Origin of the sequence: Actinomyces sp. Marseille-P3109, from assembly GCF_900323545.1 — a bacterium.
Lineage (GTDB): Bacteria > Actinomycetota > Actinomycetes > Actinomycetales > Actinomycetaceae > Actinomyces.
The window spans coordinates 1473207-1488474 of sequence record NZ_OOHN01000008.1 but is presented as its reverse complement, the minus strand read 5'-3'; the positions used below and the strand labels follow the sequence as shown (position 1 = coordinate 1488474).

Annotated in this window: 10 protein-coding genes and 1 CRISPR repeat array; all 10 genes read left to right on the top strand. The window is 66.0% G+C overall.

Translation table 11 applies throughout. The features are described 5' to 3' along the window. The first annotated feature begins 24 nt into the window (after window positions 1–24). The 10 genes from BQ8008_RS06685 (at window position 25) to cas2e (ending at window position 14385) form a co-directional block, all read left to right on the top strand. The gene (locus BQ8008_RS06685) at window positions 25–972 is read left to right on the top strand and encodes an aldo/keto reductase (RefSeq protein WP_108833333.1); all 948 of its coding nucleotides are present in this window, start codon (window positions 25–27) and stop codon (window positions 970–972) included. A gap of 422 nt (window positions 973–1394) precedes the next feature. Then, window positions 1395–4775: an isoleucine--tRNA ligase gene (ileS, locus tag BQ8008_RS06675; RefSeq protein ID WP_199908028.1), complete on the top strand. Its 3381-nt coding sequence runs from the start codon at window positions 1395–1397 to the stop codon at window positions 4773–4775. Window positions 4776–5194: 419 nt separating this feature from the next. Then, on the top strand, window positions 5195–8146 hold the full coding sequence (locus BQ8008_RS06670) for a CRISPR-associated helicase/endonuclease Cas3 (protein WP_108833332.1): 2952 nt from the start codon (window positions 5195–5197) through the stop codon (window positions 8144–8146). Then, the gene (casA, locus tag BQ8008_RS06665; protein WP_108833331.1) at window positions 8143–9810 is read left to right on the top strand and encodes a type I-E CRISPR-associated protein Cse1/CasA; all 1668 of its coding nucleotides are present in this window, start codon (window positions 8143–8145) and stop codon (window positions 9808–9810) included. Before BQ8008_RS06670 ends, casA begins: the two co-directional genes overlap by 4 nt. Next, window positions 9807–10535: a type I-E CRISPR-associated protein Cse2/CasB gene (gene casB, locus BQ8008_RS06660; RefSeq protein ID WP_108833330.1), complete on the top strand. Its 729-nt coding sequence runs from the start codon at window positions 9807–9809 to the stop codon at window positions 10533–10535. The genes casA and casB overlap by 4 nt, the downstream gene beginning before the upstream one ends. A gap of 2 nt (window positions 10536–10537) precedes the next feature. After that, window positions 10538–11665 (top strand): type I-E CRISPR-associated protein Cas7/Cse4/CasC, encoded by a 1128-nt coding sequence (cas7e, locus tag BQ8008_RS06655; protein ID WP_108833329.1) that lies wholly within the window; start codon window positions 10538–10540, stop codon window positions 11663–11665. After that, window positions 11665–12381 carry a type I-E CRISPR-associated protein Cas5/CasD gene (gene cas5e / locus BQ8008_RS06650; protein ID WP_108833328.1) on the top strand — a complete coding sequence of 239 codons (717 nt, stop codon included), beginning with the start codon at window positions 11665–11667 and terminating at the stop codon, window positions 12379–12381. Before cas7e ends, cas5e begins: the two co-directional genes overlap by 1 nt. After that, window positions 12372–13058: a type I-E CRISPR-associated protein Cas6/Cse3/CasE gene (locus tag BQ8008_RS06645; RefSeq protein ID WP_108833327.1), complete on the top strand. Its 687-nt coding sequence runs from the start codon at window positions 12372–12374 to the stop codon at window positions 13056–13058. The genes cas5e and BQ8008_RS06645 overlap by 10 nt, the downstream gene beginning before the upstream one ends. Before the next feature lie 2 nt (window positions 13059–13060). Further along, window positions 13061–13999 (top strand): type I-E CRISPR-associated endonuclease Cas1e, encoded by a 939-nt coding sequence (gene cas1e, locus BQ8008_RS06640; RefSeq protein WP_108833326.1) that lies wholly within the window; start codon window positions 13061–13063, stop codon window positions 13997–13999. Continuing rightward, window positions 13993–14385: a type I-E CRISPR-associated endoribonuclease Cas2e gene (gene cas2e, locus BQ8008_RS06635; RefSeq protein WP_108833325.1), complete on the top strand. Its 393-nt coding sequence runs from the start codon at window positions 13993–13995 to the stop codon at window positions 14383–14385. The genes cas1e and cas2e overlap by 7 nt, the downstream gene beginning before the upstream one ends. A gap of 56 nt (window positions 14386–14441) precedes the next feature. After that, window positions 14442–15079: direct repeats of the CRISPR family, unit length 28 nt; unit sequence GTAAACCCCGCGCGAGCGGGGATGATCC. Between the last annotated feature and the right edge of the window lie 189 nt (window positions 15080–15268).

Below are 15268 nucleotides of genomic sequence, written 5' to 3'. Positions count from 1 at the left end.
GATGACACGGAAGGGAGCACCCCGATGACTGACGCACCCCCTCGCATGGCTCTGGGCACCATGCACTTCGGAACCCGCCTGCCCGCCGCCCAGTCCCGGGAGATCCTCGACGCCTACCTGGATCTTGGCGGCCAGTGGATCGATACCGCGAACTGCTACGCGTTCTGGGGCTCCGAGACCGGTCTCGGCGGCCAGAGCGAGACCGTGATCGGCCAGTGGCTCGTTGATCGTGGCGTGCGCGATCAGGTGAGGATCAGCACCAAGGTCGGTGCGGAGCCCACCCGTCCCCATGGTTTCCCGGACGCGGTGGAAGGCCTGGGGAAGGACGTCGTCCTCCGTGCCATCCGAGACAGCCTGCAACGGTTGCAGACGGAGCGCGTCGATCTGTACTGGGCCCACATGGAGGATCGAGAACAGTCGGTCTCGGATGTCGCCGAGACCTTCGGTGAGCTGGTGGCTCAAGGACTGACCACACGGATCGGCTTGTCGAATCATCCGGCCTGGTACGCCGCCGCGGCCAACGTGTATGCCCAGCAGCGGGGATCGACCCGCTTCACCGCTCTCCAGCTACGGGAGTCCTATCTTCACCCCAGGCCCGACGTCCCTGTTGAGGGCGAGGATCATCCTCACGGGATGATGACGATCGAGAGCAAGGACCTCGCCGAACGTTGCGGGCTGGACCTGTGGGCCTACACGCCGCTGCTCACCGGCGCCTACGAGCACCCGGAGCGCCCGCTCCCCGAGGCCTACAGGCATCCGGGGACTGACAACCGGCTGACGGCGCTGCGCAGGTGGTCGGACAGTCTGGCCATGAAGCCGAGCCAGATCGTCCTGGCCCTCCTCAACGCCCAGCAGCCGGCGATCACCCCCATTGTGGGGGTCAGCAGCGTCGCCCAGCTGACCGAGGCGGTTGAGGCCACCCGCCACCCCCTCCCCGAGGAGGCCCTCGAGGAGCTCAACGCAGTCGGCTAGATCGGGTGGGACCGAGCGGATCACTGCCCGGCAACGGGCGTCTATTCCACCGCCGGGTGTGGGCAGGACGACGTCGCTGAGGCGGGTCGCGAACTGGCCCCGGTGGTGCACCGCCCACTACACTCCCCGGAGCAAAGGCACAGACCCGGCCATCACCGGTGAGCCTCCGGAAGAACCGGGCCACCTCGGCGCACCACGCCGTCGTCGGTCCTCAGTAGAACCGGACGGGACAGCCCGTCACAGCTGGAAACGAAGCGGTCGTGCAGGCCGGCCCCCCAGGGCTCCATGCACGGCAAGCGAGGTGGTACCGCGGTGCGGCACCAGTCGGGGAAGCATCCCCGGCCGGGAGCCGACGTCGTCCTCGTCAGGCCCCGGGCACCCGCCCGAGGCGGCAGGAACGAGTGAGACGAGAGCACACCGCGATGGTTGAGAAGATGGCCGAGAGCCCCGTCCCCGCCGGTAACCGCAGCAGCGAGCCGACCGGCGCCGCCTTCTACCCCCTGCACCGGCCGGGGGAGCAGATCGACCCCTCGCCCTCCTTCCCCGCCATCGAGGAGGAGGTCCTGGCCTACTGGAAGGCCGACGGCACCTTCCAGGCCTCCATCGACAACCGCAATGAGCCCTGCGACGAGTTCGTCTTCTACGACGGCCCGCCCTTCGCCAACGGCCTGCCCCACTACGGCCACCTGCTGACCGGCTACGTCAAGGACGCCGTCGGGCGCTACCAGACCCAGCGCGGCAAGCGCGTCGAGCGCCGCTTCGGCTGGGACACCCACGGCCTGCCCGCCGAGCTCGAGGCCCAGCGCCTGCTCGGCATCGACGACGTCACCGAGATCACCCGCCCCGGCGGCATCGGCATCGAGAAGTTCAACGAGGAGTGCCGTACCTCCGTCCTGCGCTACACCAAGGAGTGGGAGGACTACGTCACCCGCCAGGCGCGCTGGGTCGACTTCGACAACGACTACAAGACCCTCGACCCCGACTACATGGAGTCGGTCCTGTGGGCCTTCAAGCAGCTGTGGGACAAGGGACTGGCCTACCAGGGCTACCGCGTCCTGCCCTACTGCTGGCACGACCGCACTCCCTTGAGCAACCACGAGCTCAAGATGGACGACGACGTCTACCAGGACCGACAGGACAACACGGTCACGGTGGGCCTGCGCCTGGAGGAACCGCTGCGCCAGGGCGCCGAGCGCCCCGAGCTGGTCCTCATCTGGACCACTACGCCCTGGACCCTGCCCTCCAACCTGGCTATCGCCGTGGGCCCCGACGTCGAGTACGTGACCGTCCACGTCGATGAGGACCTCGACTCGCCGGTTGCCGGCCAGGACGTCGTCATGGCGCGTGACCTCCTGGGCTCCTACGCCCGCGAGCTCGGCGAGGACCCGCAGGTGCTGGCCACCTGCACCGGGGCCGACCTGGTGGGGCGGCGCTACCACCCGATCTTCGACTACTTTGATGACGCCGCCCACCGGGCCGAGGGCGCGGCGCCCGGGCCGAATGCCTGGACGATCATCGCCGCCGACTTCGTGACCACCTCCGACGGAACCGGAATGGTCCACATGGCCTCGGCCTTCGGTGAGGACGACATGATCGCCTGCACCGAGGCCGGCATCGAGACCGTCGTCCCCGTCGACGACGGCGGCTGCCTGACCGAGGAGGTGCGCGACTACACCGGGCTGCAGGTCTTCGACGCCAACAAGCACATCGTCGCCGACCTGCGCGACGGCACCGGTCCGCTGGCCCGCCGCGACGAGACCCGGCGCGCAGTCCTGGTGCGCCAGGCGTCCTATGTGCACTCCTACCCGCACTGCTGGCGCTGCCGCAAGCCGCTCATCTACAAGGCGGTCTCCTCCTGGTTCGTGCGGGTCTCGGCGATCCGCGACCGCATGGTCGAGCTCAACCAGGACATCGACTGGTACCCCGGCCACATCAAGGACGGCATCTTCGGCAAGTGGCTGGCGGGCGCCCGCGACTGGTCGATCTCCCGCAACCGCTTCTGGGGCGCCCCCATCCCGGTGTGGGTCAGCGACAACCCCGACTACCCGCGCACCGACGTCTACGGCTCCTACGCCGAGCTCGAGCGCGACTTCGGCGTCGAGGTCAAGGATCTGCACCGGCCCTTCATCGACACCCTCGTGCGGCCCAACCCCGACGACCCCACGGGCAAGTCCATGATGCGCCGCATCCCCGACGTCCTGGACTGCTGGTTCGAGTCCGGTTCGATGCCCTTCGCCCAGGTGCACTATCCGTTCGAGAACGTCGAGTGGTTCGAGTCGCACTACCCGGGCGACTTCATCGTGGAGTACATCGGCCAGACCCGCGGCTGGTTCTACACCCTCCACGTCCTGGCCACCGCCCTGTTCGACCGGCCCGCCTTCACCTCCTGCGTGTCCCACGGCATCCTCCTGGGCAACGACGGGGCGAAGATGAGCAAGTCGCTGCGCAACTACCCGGACGTCTCCATGGTCTTCGACCGCGACGGGGCCGACGCCATGCGCTGGCTCCTGCTCTCGGCGCCGGTCATGCGCGGTGGCAACCTCGTTGTCACCGACAAGGCCGTCCGTGACGCGGTGCGCCAGGTGGTGCTGCCGCTGTGGAACACCTGGTACTTCTTCTCCCTCTACGCGGGCCAGGTGGACGGCGGCGGCTATGTCACCGACGGCGTCGACCTCGACGATGCGAGCCTGTTCGCCAAGCGGGGCGGCCTGCACGTCATGGACCGTTACGTCCTGGGCCGCACCAAGGACCTGGCCGAGACGGTGGCCGCTCAGATGGACGGCTACGACATCGCCGGAGCCTGCGCCACGATCCGCGACTTCCTCGACGTGCTCACCAACTGGTACCTGCGCACCTCGCGTCAGCGCTTCACCGACGGCGACAAGACCGCCTTCGACGCCCTGGCCACGGTTCTGCGCGTGCTCACCGAGGTCATGGCGCCGCTGGCGCCGCTGGTGAGCGAGGAGATCTGGCGGGGGCTGACCGGTGAGCGCTCCGTGCACCTGACCGACTGGCCGGTGCTGCCGGCCCACGTCGCCAACGCCGAGCTGGTGACCGCCATGGACGAGGCCCGTGCGGCGGTCTCGGCGGCCCTGAGCCTGCGCAAGGCCGAGAAGCTGCGCGTGCGCCAGCCGCTGCGCAGCCTGACCATCGCCACGGCCGACCCGGCGGGGCTGGCCCCCTTCCGCGAGCTCGTGGCCGAGGAGGTCAACGTCAAGGAGGTCCGGCTCCTGGACGCCGAGTCCGCCGGCTACGAGGCCCGGACGGACCTGAGCCTCAACCCGCGCGCCTTCAGCCCCGAGGTCCGCAAGCTCACCTCCAAGCTCTTCGCCGCCGTCAAGGCGGGGGAGTGGGAGCTCACCGAGGACGGGGACGTGCGCTTCGACGACGTGCTACTCGACGGTGCCCCCGTGGTCCTGGAGGCGGAGGACAGCGCCTTCACGCTGACCACCCGCATCGAGGTCGACGACGACTCCCTGGCCGCCACCATGCTGCCCTCGGGAGCCTTCGTGGTCCTGGATACCGCCCTCGACGACGCCCTGGAGGCCGAGGGGTGGGCCCGCGACCTGGTGCGTCTGGTTCAGGACGAGCGCAAGGCCGCCGGCCTGCACGTGGGAGACCGCATCCGTCTGGAGCTGACCGTCCCCGAGGACAAGGGCGCCTGGACCGGTGCCCACCTGGACCTCATCAAGCGGGAGGTCGGCTGCGTGGACGCCTCCGTTGTGGCGGTCCCGGGTGCCAAGGAGCCCACCGCCACGGTCAAGAAGGTCACCGAGAAGGCCGCGGAGACGGCCGAGGCCTGATCGGGGCTCGAACCTGACTACGAGTGGGGCTGGCAGCCCGAGCGAATCGGGCTGCCAGCCCCACTCGCGCGTCTAGTCACCAGAATTCTTGATGTGCATCGAAATACGTCGCCAGAGACAGTGCGGCAGAAAATTAACCGTACCGGTTAAAGTCGCTTCATCGATCGCCCACCGAGGGTCTTGAGTATCAGATATTCCCCTGCGTCGCAGTTTTTATGACGAGTGGTGTGCATGCTACTATCATCCGTGGAAACTCGGCCCCCGGTGCTCCTTTGGTTGAATGATCCGAGTGTGTTAGGGGTAGGCTGTCACTACTGTGCGGCAGCACGCGGTTTCCGCTGAAACACTCCAAATTCCCCTGCGGACGAACCTCAGTGTCGAGGTCCATTCGGCTTCACCCTCCAACGAAGGAGATCCCTGTGACGCTCTCGGCGCAAGTCCGATCCGTATGGGCCAAATTCGGCTACGACCCTGAGAGTCATCATTGGCTGCCGCTCTGGCTGCACCTACTCGACGCCGCGGCGGTGGCCGAGCACCTCGCCAGACACTGGCTGGCACCTACCACTCGTGAGCTCATCGAGCGCGAGTTCGCGGGCTCCGAGTCTGGGCTGACCTCGGTGGAGGAGTTCTGCCTGCTCGCCTCTTGGATCGCCGGTGTCCACGACATTGGCAAGTGCACCCCGGCCTTCTCCGTCCAGGCCCCGGGCCTCGACGACCGCATGAAGGAGGTGGGGCTGCTCCACGAGCCGGTTGATCGACTCGAGCGGCGCAAGGTTCCGCATGCCCTGGCGGGGCACGTGATCCTGGAGAGCTGGCTCATGGGCGAGCACGGTTGGGACTATGAACCGGCAGTGGCCCTGGCCTCGGTTGTCGGAGCTCACCACGGCATTCCGCCTACGACGGCGGCTATCACCACCGACTACTACGGGCATGAGCACCTCCTCGGTGAGGATGAGGCGTGGAGCGCGACCCGCCACGAGCTCCTCGAACTCGTGACACGACGCACCGGTGCCGCGGCTCTTCTCCCTCGCTGGGCGCGTCACCGATGGTCCCAGCCTTTCCTCGTGGAGCTCTCGGGGCTGCTCATCGTCTCGGACTGGATCGCCTCGACCGAAGCCTATTTCCCGCTGCTGTCCCTCGAGGACGATGGTGCGCGCCTGCTCGCGCCCGATGCCCATGCCCTTCGTGCGGCCACCGGTCTGTCGCGTCTGGAGATCCCCGCGCCATGGCGTCCCCGCGACGAGGGCTCCGCCCCCGACTGTATGCTCACCAGCCGTTTCAACCTGCCCGACGGTGCCCGCGCCACCGACGTCCAGGTGTGCACACTGCAGGCTGCCCGCACCATGGACCTGCCGGGAATGCTCATCGTCCAGGAGTCCACGGGAGGAGGGAAGACCGAGGCGGCTTTCATGGCCGCCGAGGTGCTCGCCGCCCGCACTCGCCGCTCCGGAATCCTCTTCGCCCTACCCACCCAGGCGACGACGGACGCCATGTTCTCCCGCGAGCTCGACTGGCTGGGGAACATTGAGGAGGCCTACGCCGACGAGGGGGCGCCGTCGGAGTTCGCCGCTCAGCTCCTGCACGGACGGTCTCGACTCAACAAGGAGGCGCAGCTTCTGCGACGCCGCGGTTACGAGATCCGCGACCGGCTCCTTGGATCGCTTGACGACTCGACCGGCGAGACCCCACGCCCTATCGGGATCGGATGGGATGAGGAAGAGGCTCGAACGGGCCGTGCCGCAGACTCCGAGGATGGCCGCAGAGCCGACCTGGCGATCCTGGCCTGGTTCAGCGGGCGCAAGAAGTCGATGCTGTCGGACTTCGTCGTCACCACCGTGGACCACCTGCTGTTCGGGGCAATGCGTTCCCCGCACCTGGCCATGCGACACCTGGGACTGTCCCGCAAGGTCGTCATTGTCGACGAGGTGCACTCCTACTCCACGTACATGAACGTCTACCTGGACCGGGTCCTGACCTGGCTCGCAGCCTACGGGGTGCCGGTGGTGCTCCTGTCGGCCACACTGTCCGAGGCCCGATGCTCCGCCATGGTCGACGCCTACCGACGGGGCCTGCGCCTGGCAGCGGGTAAGCGCGTCCGCCGGCGTCCCTCCCCGGACAACGTACACACTCCCTTCCCCTGCCTGGTCGCTGCTGGTGAGGATCGCACCGAGATCGTCCCGACCGCGTCGGGACGACGCAGCACAGTCCGGATCAGACGGCTCACGAAGGATGCTCTGACCCCGCTCTTGGAGGAGGCCCTCGTCGACGGCGGCTGCGCGCTAGTGGTCCGCAATACGGTACGGCGCGCCCAGGAGACCTATGAGCGGCTGCGCGAGCACTTCGGCGAGGACGTCAGTCTCAACCATGCCCGGTTCACGATCGGCGACCGGCTCGCCAAGGACAAGGATCTTCTCAACCGCTTCGGTCCTCCGCGCAAGGCTGGAAAGCGCCCGTGCAGAGCCATCGTCGTCGCCACCCAGGTCGTCGAGCAGTCCCTCGACGTAGACTTCGATCTGCTCGTCACCGACCTCGCTCCCATCGACCTGGTCCTCCAGCGCATGGGACGCCTGCACCGTCACCAGCGGCGACGACCGCCCCTACTTGCCGAGCCCGTCTGCTACATCGACTGGCTGCCGTCGACATCGTCCCCCGAGCCCTCGTTGGAACCGGGGGCCAAGGCGATTTACGGCGAGCAGGACATGCTCATGAGCGCGGCCGCACTGAACCGGGTGGTCGACGGCCCCGGCGTCGTCACGGTTCCCGACGATGTCCACGACCTCATCGAGGCCGTCTACGGTCCCGATGCCCCAGTACCGCCGTCGTGGAGGGAAGCTGTTGACCGAGCTCGAGAGAAATACGCGACGAGCAACCGTGCGAAACATGAGGCCGCTCAGGGATTCCTTCTGAATGAGCCCGAGCGGAGAGGGAAGAGTGCCTCCCTGATCGACTGGCTGCACGTGACGGCCTCCGACAACGAGGAGAGGGGACGCGCCCAGGTCCGCGACGGCGAGGACTCCCTGGAGGTCATCCTCCTGGACCTGTGCCGGGTAGGCGGCCAGGAGGAGCTGCGCACCCTGCCATCCGCACCGGAGGCTCCAGGAGCCATGATCCCCACAGACCGTGCCCCGGACAAGAAGATCGCCCGCGCCATGGCCCTGTCCGCCGTGAGGTTGCCTCCGCGCCTGAGCAATCCGCGCCGGATCGACGAGGTTATCGATGAGCTGGAGAAATGCGTCGTACCCGCTTGGCAGGATGATCCGCAGCTCCGAGGACAGTTGTTCCTTCTTCTGGAGGAGGGCCGGGCGCAGCTGGCCGACACCGTACTCGAGTACTCCCCATCCACCGGACTCAAGGAGGTCCAATCAGAATGACGCAGCGTTTCAATCTTCTCGACGAGTCCTGGATCCGGGTAACCAGGCTCGACGGCACGCCCGATGAGGTCTCCCTCCTCACCCTGTTCCGGGAGGCGACGGACATCACTGGGATCCATGGCGAGATCGCCAGCCAGGACGTGGCCATCCTGCGCCTGCTGCTGGCCATCTGCCACCGCGCCATGGATGGGCCGGAGGACCTGGACACCTGGAGGGAGTACTGGGAGGAGCCCGAGCGCCTGGGGCGGGACGCCAGTGCCTACCTGGAGCGTTACCGGGAGCGCTTTGACCTGCGCGACCCGGACCGTCCCTTCTTCCAGGTTGCGGGTATCCACGCGGCATCAGGCAAGACTTCGGGGCTGGAGTCCCTCATCGTGGACGTCCCCAACGGCAATCCCTTCTTCACGACCCGTATGGCTCAAGGATTGGAGTCCATCAGCTGGGCGGAGGCGGCCAGATGGCTGGTGCACGTTCATGCCTTCGACCCGTCCGGTATCCGCACCGGAGCCGTCGGAGACCCTTTGGTCAAGGGAGGAAAGGGGTACCCAATCGGCCCTGGGTGGACAGGGCAGATCGGCACCGTGACCGTGACGGGCGAAAGCCTGGAGCGGACGCTGCTCCTCAATACCGCCGTCTGCGAGAACCTCCCTGATCTGGTTGACGTCGATCCGGAGCAGGATCTTGCTCCGTGGGAGCACGAGAATGAAGGTCCGGCGGGTTCCCACGACCTGGAACCTACGGGACCTGTTTCCTGCTATACGTGGCAGACGCGCCGCGTGTTGCTGCACGGTGATGATGCGGGAGTCACCGGTCTTTTCCTCGGCAACGGAGATAAGGCAACACCTCAGAACCGGTATCTGGTGGAACCGATGACCGCATGGCGCTACTCCGAGCCTCAGACCAAGAAGTTCAAAACGCCCGTCTACATGCCGCGCAAGTTGCCGACAGACCGGGCATTTTGGCGGGGGCTGTCAACCGTTGTGGCTCAGTTGAGTCCGAAGGTCACGGTTAAAGGTGCAAGTGCAGTGACGCGATACCGCTCTCCCGGTGTCGTCTCCTTCTATCAGGAGCTCATGCGCCGCAGAATCGTGCCTGTAGGCGGCCTCGTTCCTTTACGCGCCGTCGGCATCGAGTACGGAGCCCAGGAGGCGGTCGTCACCGAGCTCGTTGACGACGTCCTCCCCCTGCCCGCTGGCCTACTCAACCCCGAGAACACGAGACTGCTCGCCGTTGTGCGCGATGCCATGGAGGAGACGGAGCAGGTCGCCTCCGCACTGCGGAACCTGGCCGGGAACCTGGACCGCGCTCGCGGTGGGAGCCCGGATACGGCGTCGGCTGCGCGTGAGCACGCCGGCGCCGCCTTCTACCAGGTCATTGATGAGCGTTTCCCCCGATGGCTCGCCTCCCTGGACGAAGCGGACCCGATCAGGGCTCGCGACCAGTGGCGCAGGCTGCTGCGCTCCGAGGCATGGGGACAGCAGGAAGCGCTGGCATCCGCCGTGCCTGATACCGCCTTCGCCGGGCGTGGAGAGGGAAAGGGGCGGATGGACGTCGGCAAGGCGTTGTTCTTCTTCCGCCGTGCTCTGAACGTGGCCGTACCAGCACCTGCACAGCAAGACAGCAGCGCTGAGAACAATAAGAATGAAGAAAGGACACCGGCATGACTGTGTCGGATACCAATACACACGCCAACCTTGCAGAAGCAGTACTGCCCGGAGCGCACCAGCGGCCTTACCGCCCGCGGCTGGAGGAGAATGCCGGCCGCCTCGTCGACCAGCGCATTGGCGGAACGAAGAGGCAGGAGGGCCTGCAAGCCCGCTATCGGCGCAATGAGGCTCGAGCAGGCGGTGAGTTGGCCGCTCTGCGCAAGGGCGCGAACAGGCCGCCCGGAGAGCTCCCCGAGATCTGGGAGCTCACGAGCGTCCACGTTCCCGACTATGCGGGTGACGCCCCTACGTGGGAGGAGACCGCCGTCCATACCGCCATGACGCTCTATGCCGTGCACCAGCAGTCACGGACCGAACCCATGTTCGTGCCCGGAAGAGGGCTCGGCCATGCCGCCCGCAGCCTGATCGGTCCACCGGATGACGAGAACCCTTCGGCCCGGGCGCGCTTCAACGCCCTGGTCACCTCGACGACCGTCACCGAGCTGCGCCACCACCTGCGGGGCTTCATCTCGCTGCTCCGAGCCCGGAGCATCACCTTGGATCACGCCATGCTCGCAGACGACATCCTTCACTTCCAGCAACCGGGCGGAGCCAGAAAGGTTCGCCTGACCTGGTCACGGGAGTACCAGTTCCTATCTGCCGAATCCCCAGCCTCTTCCGACGATGCCACCCCGGCATCTGCAACCAACTCAACGATAACCGCGCCAACCCCGGAGAACTGACAATGAGCACCTACATCGATATTCACATCATCCAGAACCTTCCGCCCTCCTGCGTTAACCGAGACGACTCGGGCTCACCCAAATCTGCTGTTTACGGAGGCGTCCGCCGTCTGCGGGTCTCCAGCCAGTCCTGGAAACGAGCAACGCGTCTGTACTTCAATGATCTGCTGGACGCCGAGGACGTCGGCGTACGCACGAAGCGAGTCGTCGAGGTGCTGGCCGCGGCAATTGCGAAGGATGCACCTGAGCTCGCGGAGAACGCCACCACGCTCGCCGAGGGAGTGTTCAAGGCGGCCAAGATCAAGCTCTCACCTCCGCGCGGCAAGAAAGACGGGACTCAGGAGTCCGGCTACCTTCTGTTCCTGTCCACCAGCCAGATCACGCGCCTGGCTGAGCTGGCTGTTACCTCAGTCCGCGATGGTGAAGCGCTCGACGCCAAGGCAGTCAAGAAGATCTTCAAGGAAACGCACGCCGTCGATATCGCACTGTTTGGACGCATGGTCGCCGACGACACCGACCTCAACGTTGATGCCGCCTGCCAGGTGGCCCACGCCATCTCCACGCACGCCGCTGAGAACGAGTACGACTTCTTCACCGCCGTCGACGATGAGAAGAACCGATCAGAGGAGGAGGACGCCGGTGCCGGAATGATGGGCACGGTGGAGTTCTCCTCGGCCACCATGTACCGCTACGCCACCGTTAATCTCGACATGCTGGCTGAGAACCTTGGGGACGGTGAGGCGGCACTGCGAGCGCTTGAGGTCTTCATCAAGGGCTTCTGCCTGTCGATGCCCACCGGGAAGCAGAACACGTTCGCCAACCGGACTCTCCCGGAAGCCATCGTTGTGTCTATCCGTGACGACCAACCTGTTTCCCTCGTCGGTGCCTTCGAGGAACCGGTGCCGGAGGCCTCCGGCCGCGGTTACGTCGACCGTTCAGTGGGGGCGCTCGCTCAGTACACCGAGACGATCGAGAAGAACTACGGGGTGACGCCGCTGAGCAGTTTCGTCGTTGCCCTCAAGGATTCAGACGCCGTCTCCTCGCTCGGTGAGCGCGTGTCCTTCGCCAACCTGCCCGACCGGGTCCGTCAGGTTGTGGCTCTCCGAGCGAGCCGTGAGGAGCGAGCCTGATGACCGTCCTCCTCCTGCGACTGGCAGGACCTTTGCAGGCCTGGGGGGTGAAATCTCGCTTCACCGTCCGCTCCACCGAGCTTGCGCCGACCAGGAGCGGCATCATCGGCATGCTGTCGGCCGCAATCGGCCGTCGCCGAACGGACCCGATCGAGGACCTCTTGTCCCTGCGGTTCGGGGTGCGGAAGGACCAGCCCGGTCGAGTCATCAGGGACTTCCACACGGCACGCTCGCTTGACGGCAAGGAATCTATGCCCCTGTCGAACCGGCACTACCTCGCCGACGCCGTCTTCCTCGCAGGTATCGAAGGTGATCGCCCCCTCCTGGAGGGCATTGACGAGGCGCTTCACCATCCGGCTTTCCCGCTATACCTCGGGAGGCGCTCCTGCCCGCCGACGCCTCCCGTGTCCCTGGGCCTACGGGAGGCGGCGCTGCTCGATGTGCTTCGGACCGAGCCCTGGCTCGCTTCACCGTGGTTCCAGAAACGGCATCGCAGCCGTGTCTTCGACGTGGAGCTGCTGCTCGACCAGGAGGCCGTACCCGTAGGGGAGCGGGGCTCGGCCCGCGGCAGTCGTGACGTACCGGTTTCCTTCGATCCGCGACGCCGCGACTATGACTTCCGCCAGGTTGAACGGCTCATGGTGCAGGTCGGTGTGCCTGAAGCGGACGCGCATGATCCCATGCTTGCGCTGGAGGAGGCGAACCAGTGTTCCTAACGAAGATCGAGCTGGCCCCGGAGCGCCGCCTTGCGCGCAAGTATCTGGGGTCGCCTCAGGCCATGCACGCCGTCGTCATGAGCGCCACCGGAGGTCATGACGGGAACGGGCCTGGACGCGTCCTGTGGCGGGTCGACCGAGGTGTGACAACGGCCCTGTACATACTGTCGCCGTTAGAACCTGACTGCTCTCGGCTCGTCGCAGAGGCGGGGACGGCCGGTACCCAGGCGCGGACCCTGGATTACTCCCTATTCCTCGCCTCGCTGGATGCCGGGCAGCTGTGGGCCTTCCGCCTCGCGGCGAACCCGTCCTACTCGGCTTCTCGGGGCCCAGGAGCGCGCGGACAGCGCTACGGACACGTCACCGTTGAACAGCAGCGACAGTGGCTGATGGACCGCCTCCCACGGTTCGGCTTCGAGCTCATGCCCGTGGACCATGCTGATGGTGAGGGGACTGACGATGCCGTCTTGGTCGTGTACCGGGGGCGTCCTGTTTTCAACCGTCGGCGACCAGGGGGTGAAGGATACGACCGCGTGACCATCAACCGCACCGTCTATGAAGGCGTTCTGCGTGTCACTGATCCTGAGCCCCTGCGCCGCGCGCTCATCGCCGGGATCGGCCGGTCCAAGGCCTACGGTTGTGGGCTCATGACGCTCGCCCGGGTGCGACAGGACTGACAATGTTAAGAATGCTGCCGGTTCCGGTGACGGCGCTGCCCCGTGTCCAGGACCGGATGTCCTTCCTCTACCTGGAGCACTGCGTGGTGCACCGGGAGGATGGTGCCCTGACCGCGCGCAACGACCAGGGCACCATCCGCGTCCCCGCTGCCTCTCTGGTGTCGGTCTTCCTCGGTCCGGGAACGTCGGTCAGTCACCAGGCGATGAGCCTGCTGGGCGAGTGCGGGACGACGGCGGTCTGGGTCGGTGAACGCGGCGTGCGCTACTACGCGCATGGCCGATCGCTGGCGACATCCACCCGTCTGCTGGTGGAGCAAGCGGCCAGCGTCTCCTCTCCCCAGAAGCGACTGCGGGTGGCGCGTGAGATGTACTGCATGCGCTTCAGCGGCGAAGATGTCGACGGGCTCACCATGCAGCAACTCAGAGGCCGGGAAGGCGCTCGGGTCCGCGAGGTGTACCGCGAGAATTCCAGGCGCACTGGAGTTCCCTGGACCCGACGCGACTACCGTCCTGATGACTTCGAGGCGTCGGATCCGATTAACCAGGCGCTCTCAGCCGCGCACGCAGCCCTGTACGGCGTCGTTCACGGAGTGATTGTCTCCCTGGGGTGCTCGCCGGGGCTCGGCTTCGTTCACACGGGCCACGAGCGCTCCTTCGTCTACGACGTCGCCGACCTGTACAAGGCGGAGACGACGATCCCCATCGCCTTCGATGTCGTCTCCGAGGGGATGGATGACCTCACCGGGACCACTCGCCGGCGAGTTCGGGACAAGGTATTCGAGCTCAAGATCATCGAACGGACGGTCAAAGATATCTACCGCCTGCTTGAGGTTGGTGATCTGGAGGATATGAGCATCAACGTCGTCTCCTTGTGGGACTACCAGCAGCGTGCCGTGGCCGGTGGAGCGAATTACGCGGGAGAGGACGCAGGAGGATGGTAGTCCTGGTTCTTTCCGCTGCCCCTGCCTCGTTGCGGGGCTCCATGACTCGCTGGTTGTTGGAGGTCTCCCCCGGGGTCTTCGTCGGGCATGTTTCAGCTCGAGTACGAGAGCAGCTGTGGGAGCTAGTGTGCGCATACATCGGGGAAGGTCGTGCGCTACTGATCTGGTCGGTGCGCTCCGAGCAGCGGTTCGAGATCGCCTCTCTGGGGCACGAGCGTGAACCGGTCGATATCGAAGGGTGCCTCGTCATGCGCACCCCGTACCGGCAGATCGAGGGATCGCTGGCGATCCCCGGCGCCGTCAAGCCTCCGAAGGAGTCCTGGTCGATCGCTGCGAGACGACGGCGCTATCGGAACTCTGCGGAGCGAGCGCTAGGTCGGCAGTGAAGGCAAACGCGGTCTGGTAGTGTGGCTCGTCGTTGGGATTCCAAGGATCCGCAAGTGTAAACCCCGCGCGAGCGGGGATGATCCTGGCATTCAATTAGCCGTCCAGATGTCCGCGGAGTAAACCCCGCGCGAGCGGGGATGATCCCGATAGAATCGCACTGACAGAACCACCCAGGGCGTAAACCCCGCGCGAGCGGGGATGATCCCCAACCAGTTCGCCGTCGACACAAACATGATCGGTAAACCCCGCGCGAGCGGGGATGATCCGGTCGCGTCCGGGACGATCTACGAGAAGGAACGGTAAACCCCGCGCGAGCGGGGATGATCCCTGCTCCGGCTCAGGCTTGGTGACGACGAGGACGTAAACCCCGCGCGAGCGGGGATGATCCTTGACGGTTTGCTTTCCCGCAGAGTAGAAGCGGGTAAACCCCGCGCGAGCGGGGATGATCCGGGACGATGCACATCATCGACCCGAAGAAGGGGGTAAACCCCGCGCGAGCGGGGATGATCCTCGAAACTAGATGTCCTCTTGTTAGGATTCATGGTAAACCCCGCGCGAGCGGGGATGATCCGAACCCCGAGCCGGGCAGCCCTCGCATCAGGACGTAAACCCCGCGCGAGCGGGGATGATCCGTATCGCTCCGCGTCCCGGGCGATCCGCAGCGTGTAAACCCCGCGCGAGCGGGGATGATGCGCCGACCCCTTGGACTGTGGAGTGGTGTGTTGTGCATATCTGTGCGCGAGGAAGTTCACCGCAGATTGCTCACGCTCCGGGAGGTTATCCATGAGGTCTATCATCGGATCCGCCGTTCTCCCGCGGCTCGTGAGTGACTCGGTGTCCATGCAGCGGACATGGCTGGATCCACAGTCAAAGTGCCCTAAA

What these genes read in the sequence shown, in the direction of transcription:
- BQ8008_RS06685 (WP_108833333.1), top strand. Translation starts at nt 25, where the DNA reads ATGACTGACGCACCCCCTCGCATGGCTCTGGGCACCATGCACTTCGGA.
- ileS (WP_199908028.1), top strand. Translation starts at nt 1,395, where the DNA reads ATGGTTGAGAAGATGGCCGAGAGCCCCGTCCCCGCCGGTAACCGCAGC.
- cas7e (WP_108833329.1), top strand. Translation starts at nt 10,538, where the DNA reads ATGAGCACCTACATCGATATTCACATCATCCAGAACCTTCCGCCCTCC.
- casA (WP_108833331.1), top strand. Translation starts at nt 8,143, where the DNA reads ATGACGCAGCGTTTCAATCTTCTCGACGAGTCCTGGATCCGGGTAACC.
- cas2e (WP_108833325.1), top strand. Translation starts at nt 13,993, where the DNA reads ATGGTAGTCCTGGTTCTTTCCGCTGCCCCTGCCTCGTTGCGGGGCTCC.
- cas5e (WP_108833328.1), top strand. Translation starts at nt 11,665, where the DNA reads ATGACCGTCCTCCTCCTGCGACTGGCAGGACCTTTGCAGGCCTGGGGG.
- cas1e (WP_108833326.1), top strand. Translation starts at nt 13,061, where the DNA reads ATGTTAAGAATGCTGCCGGTTCCGGTGACGGCGCTGCCCCGTGTCCAG.
- casB (WP_108833330.1), top strand. Translation starts at nt 9,807, where the DNA reads ATGACTGTGTCGGATACCAATACACACGCCAACCTTGCAGAAGCAGTA.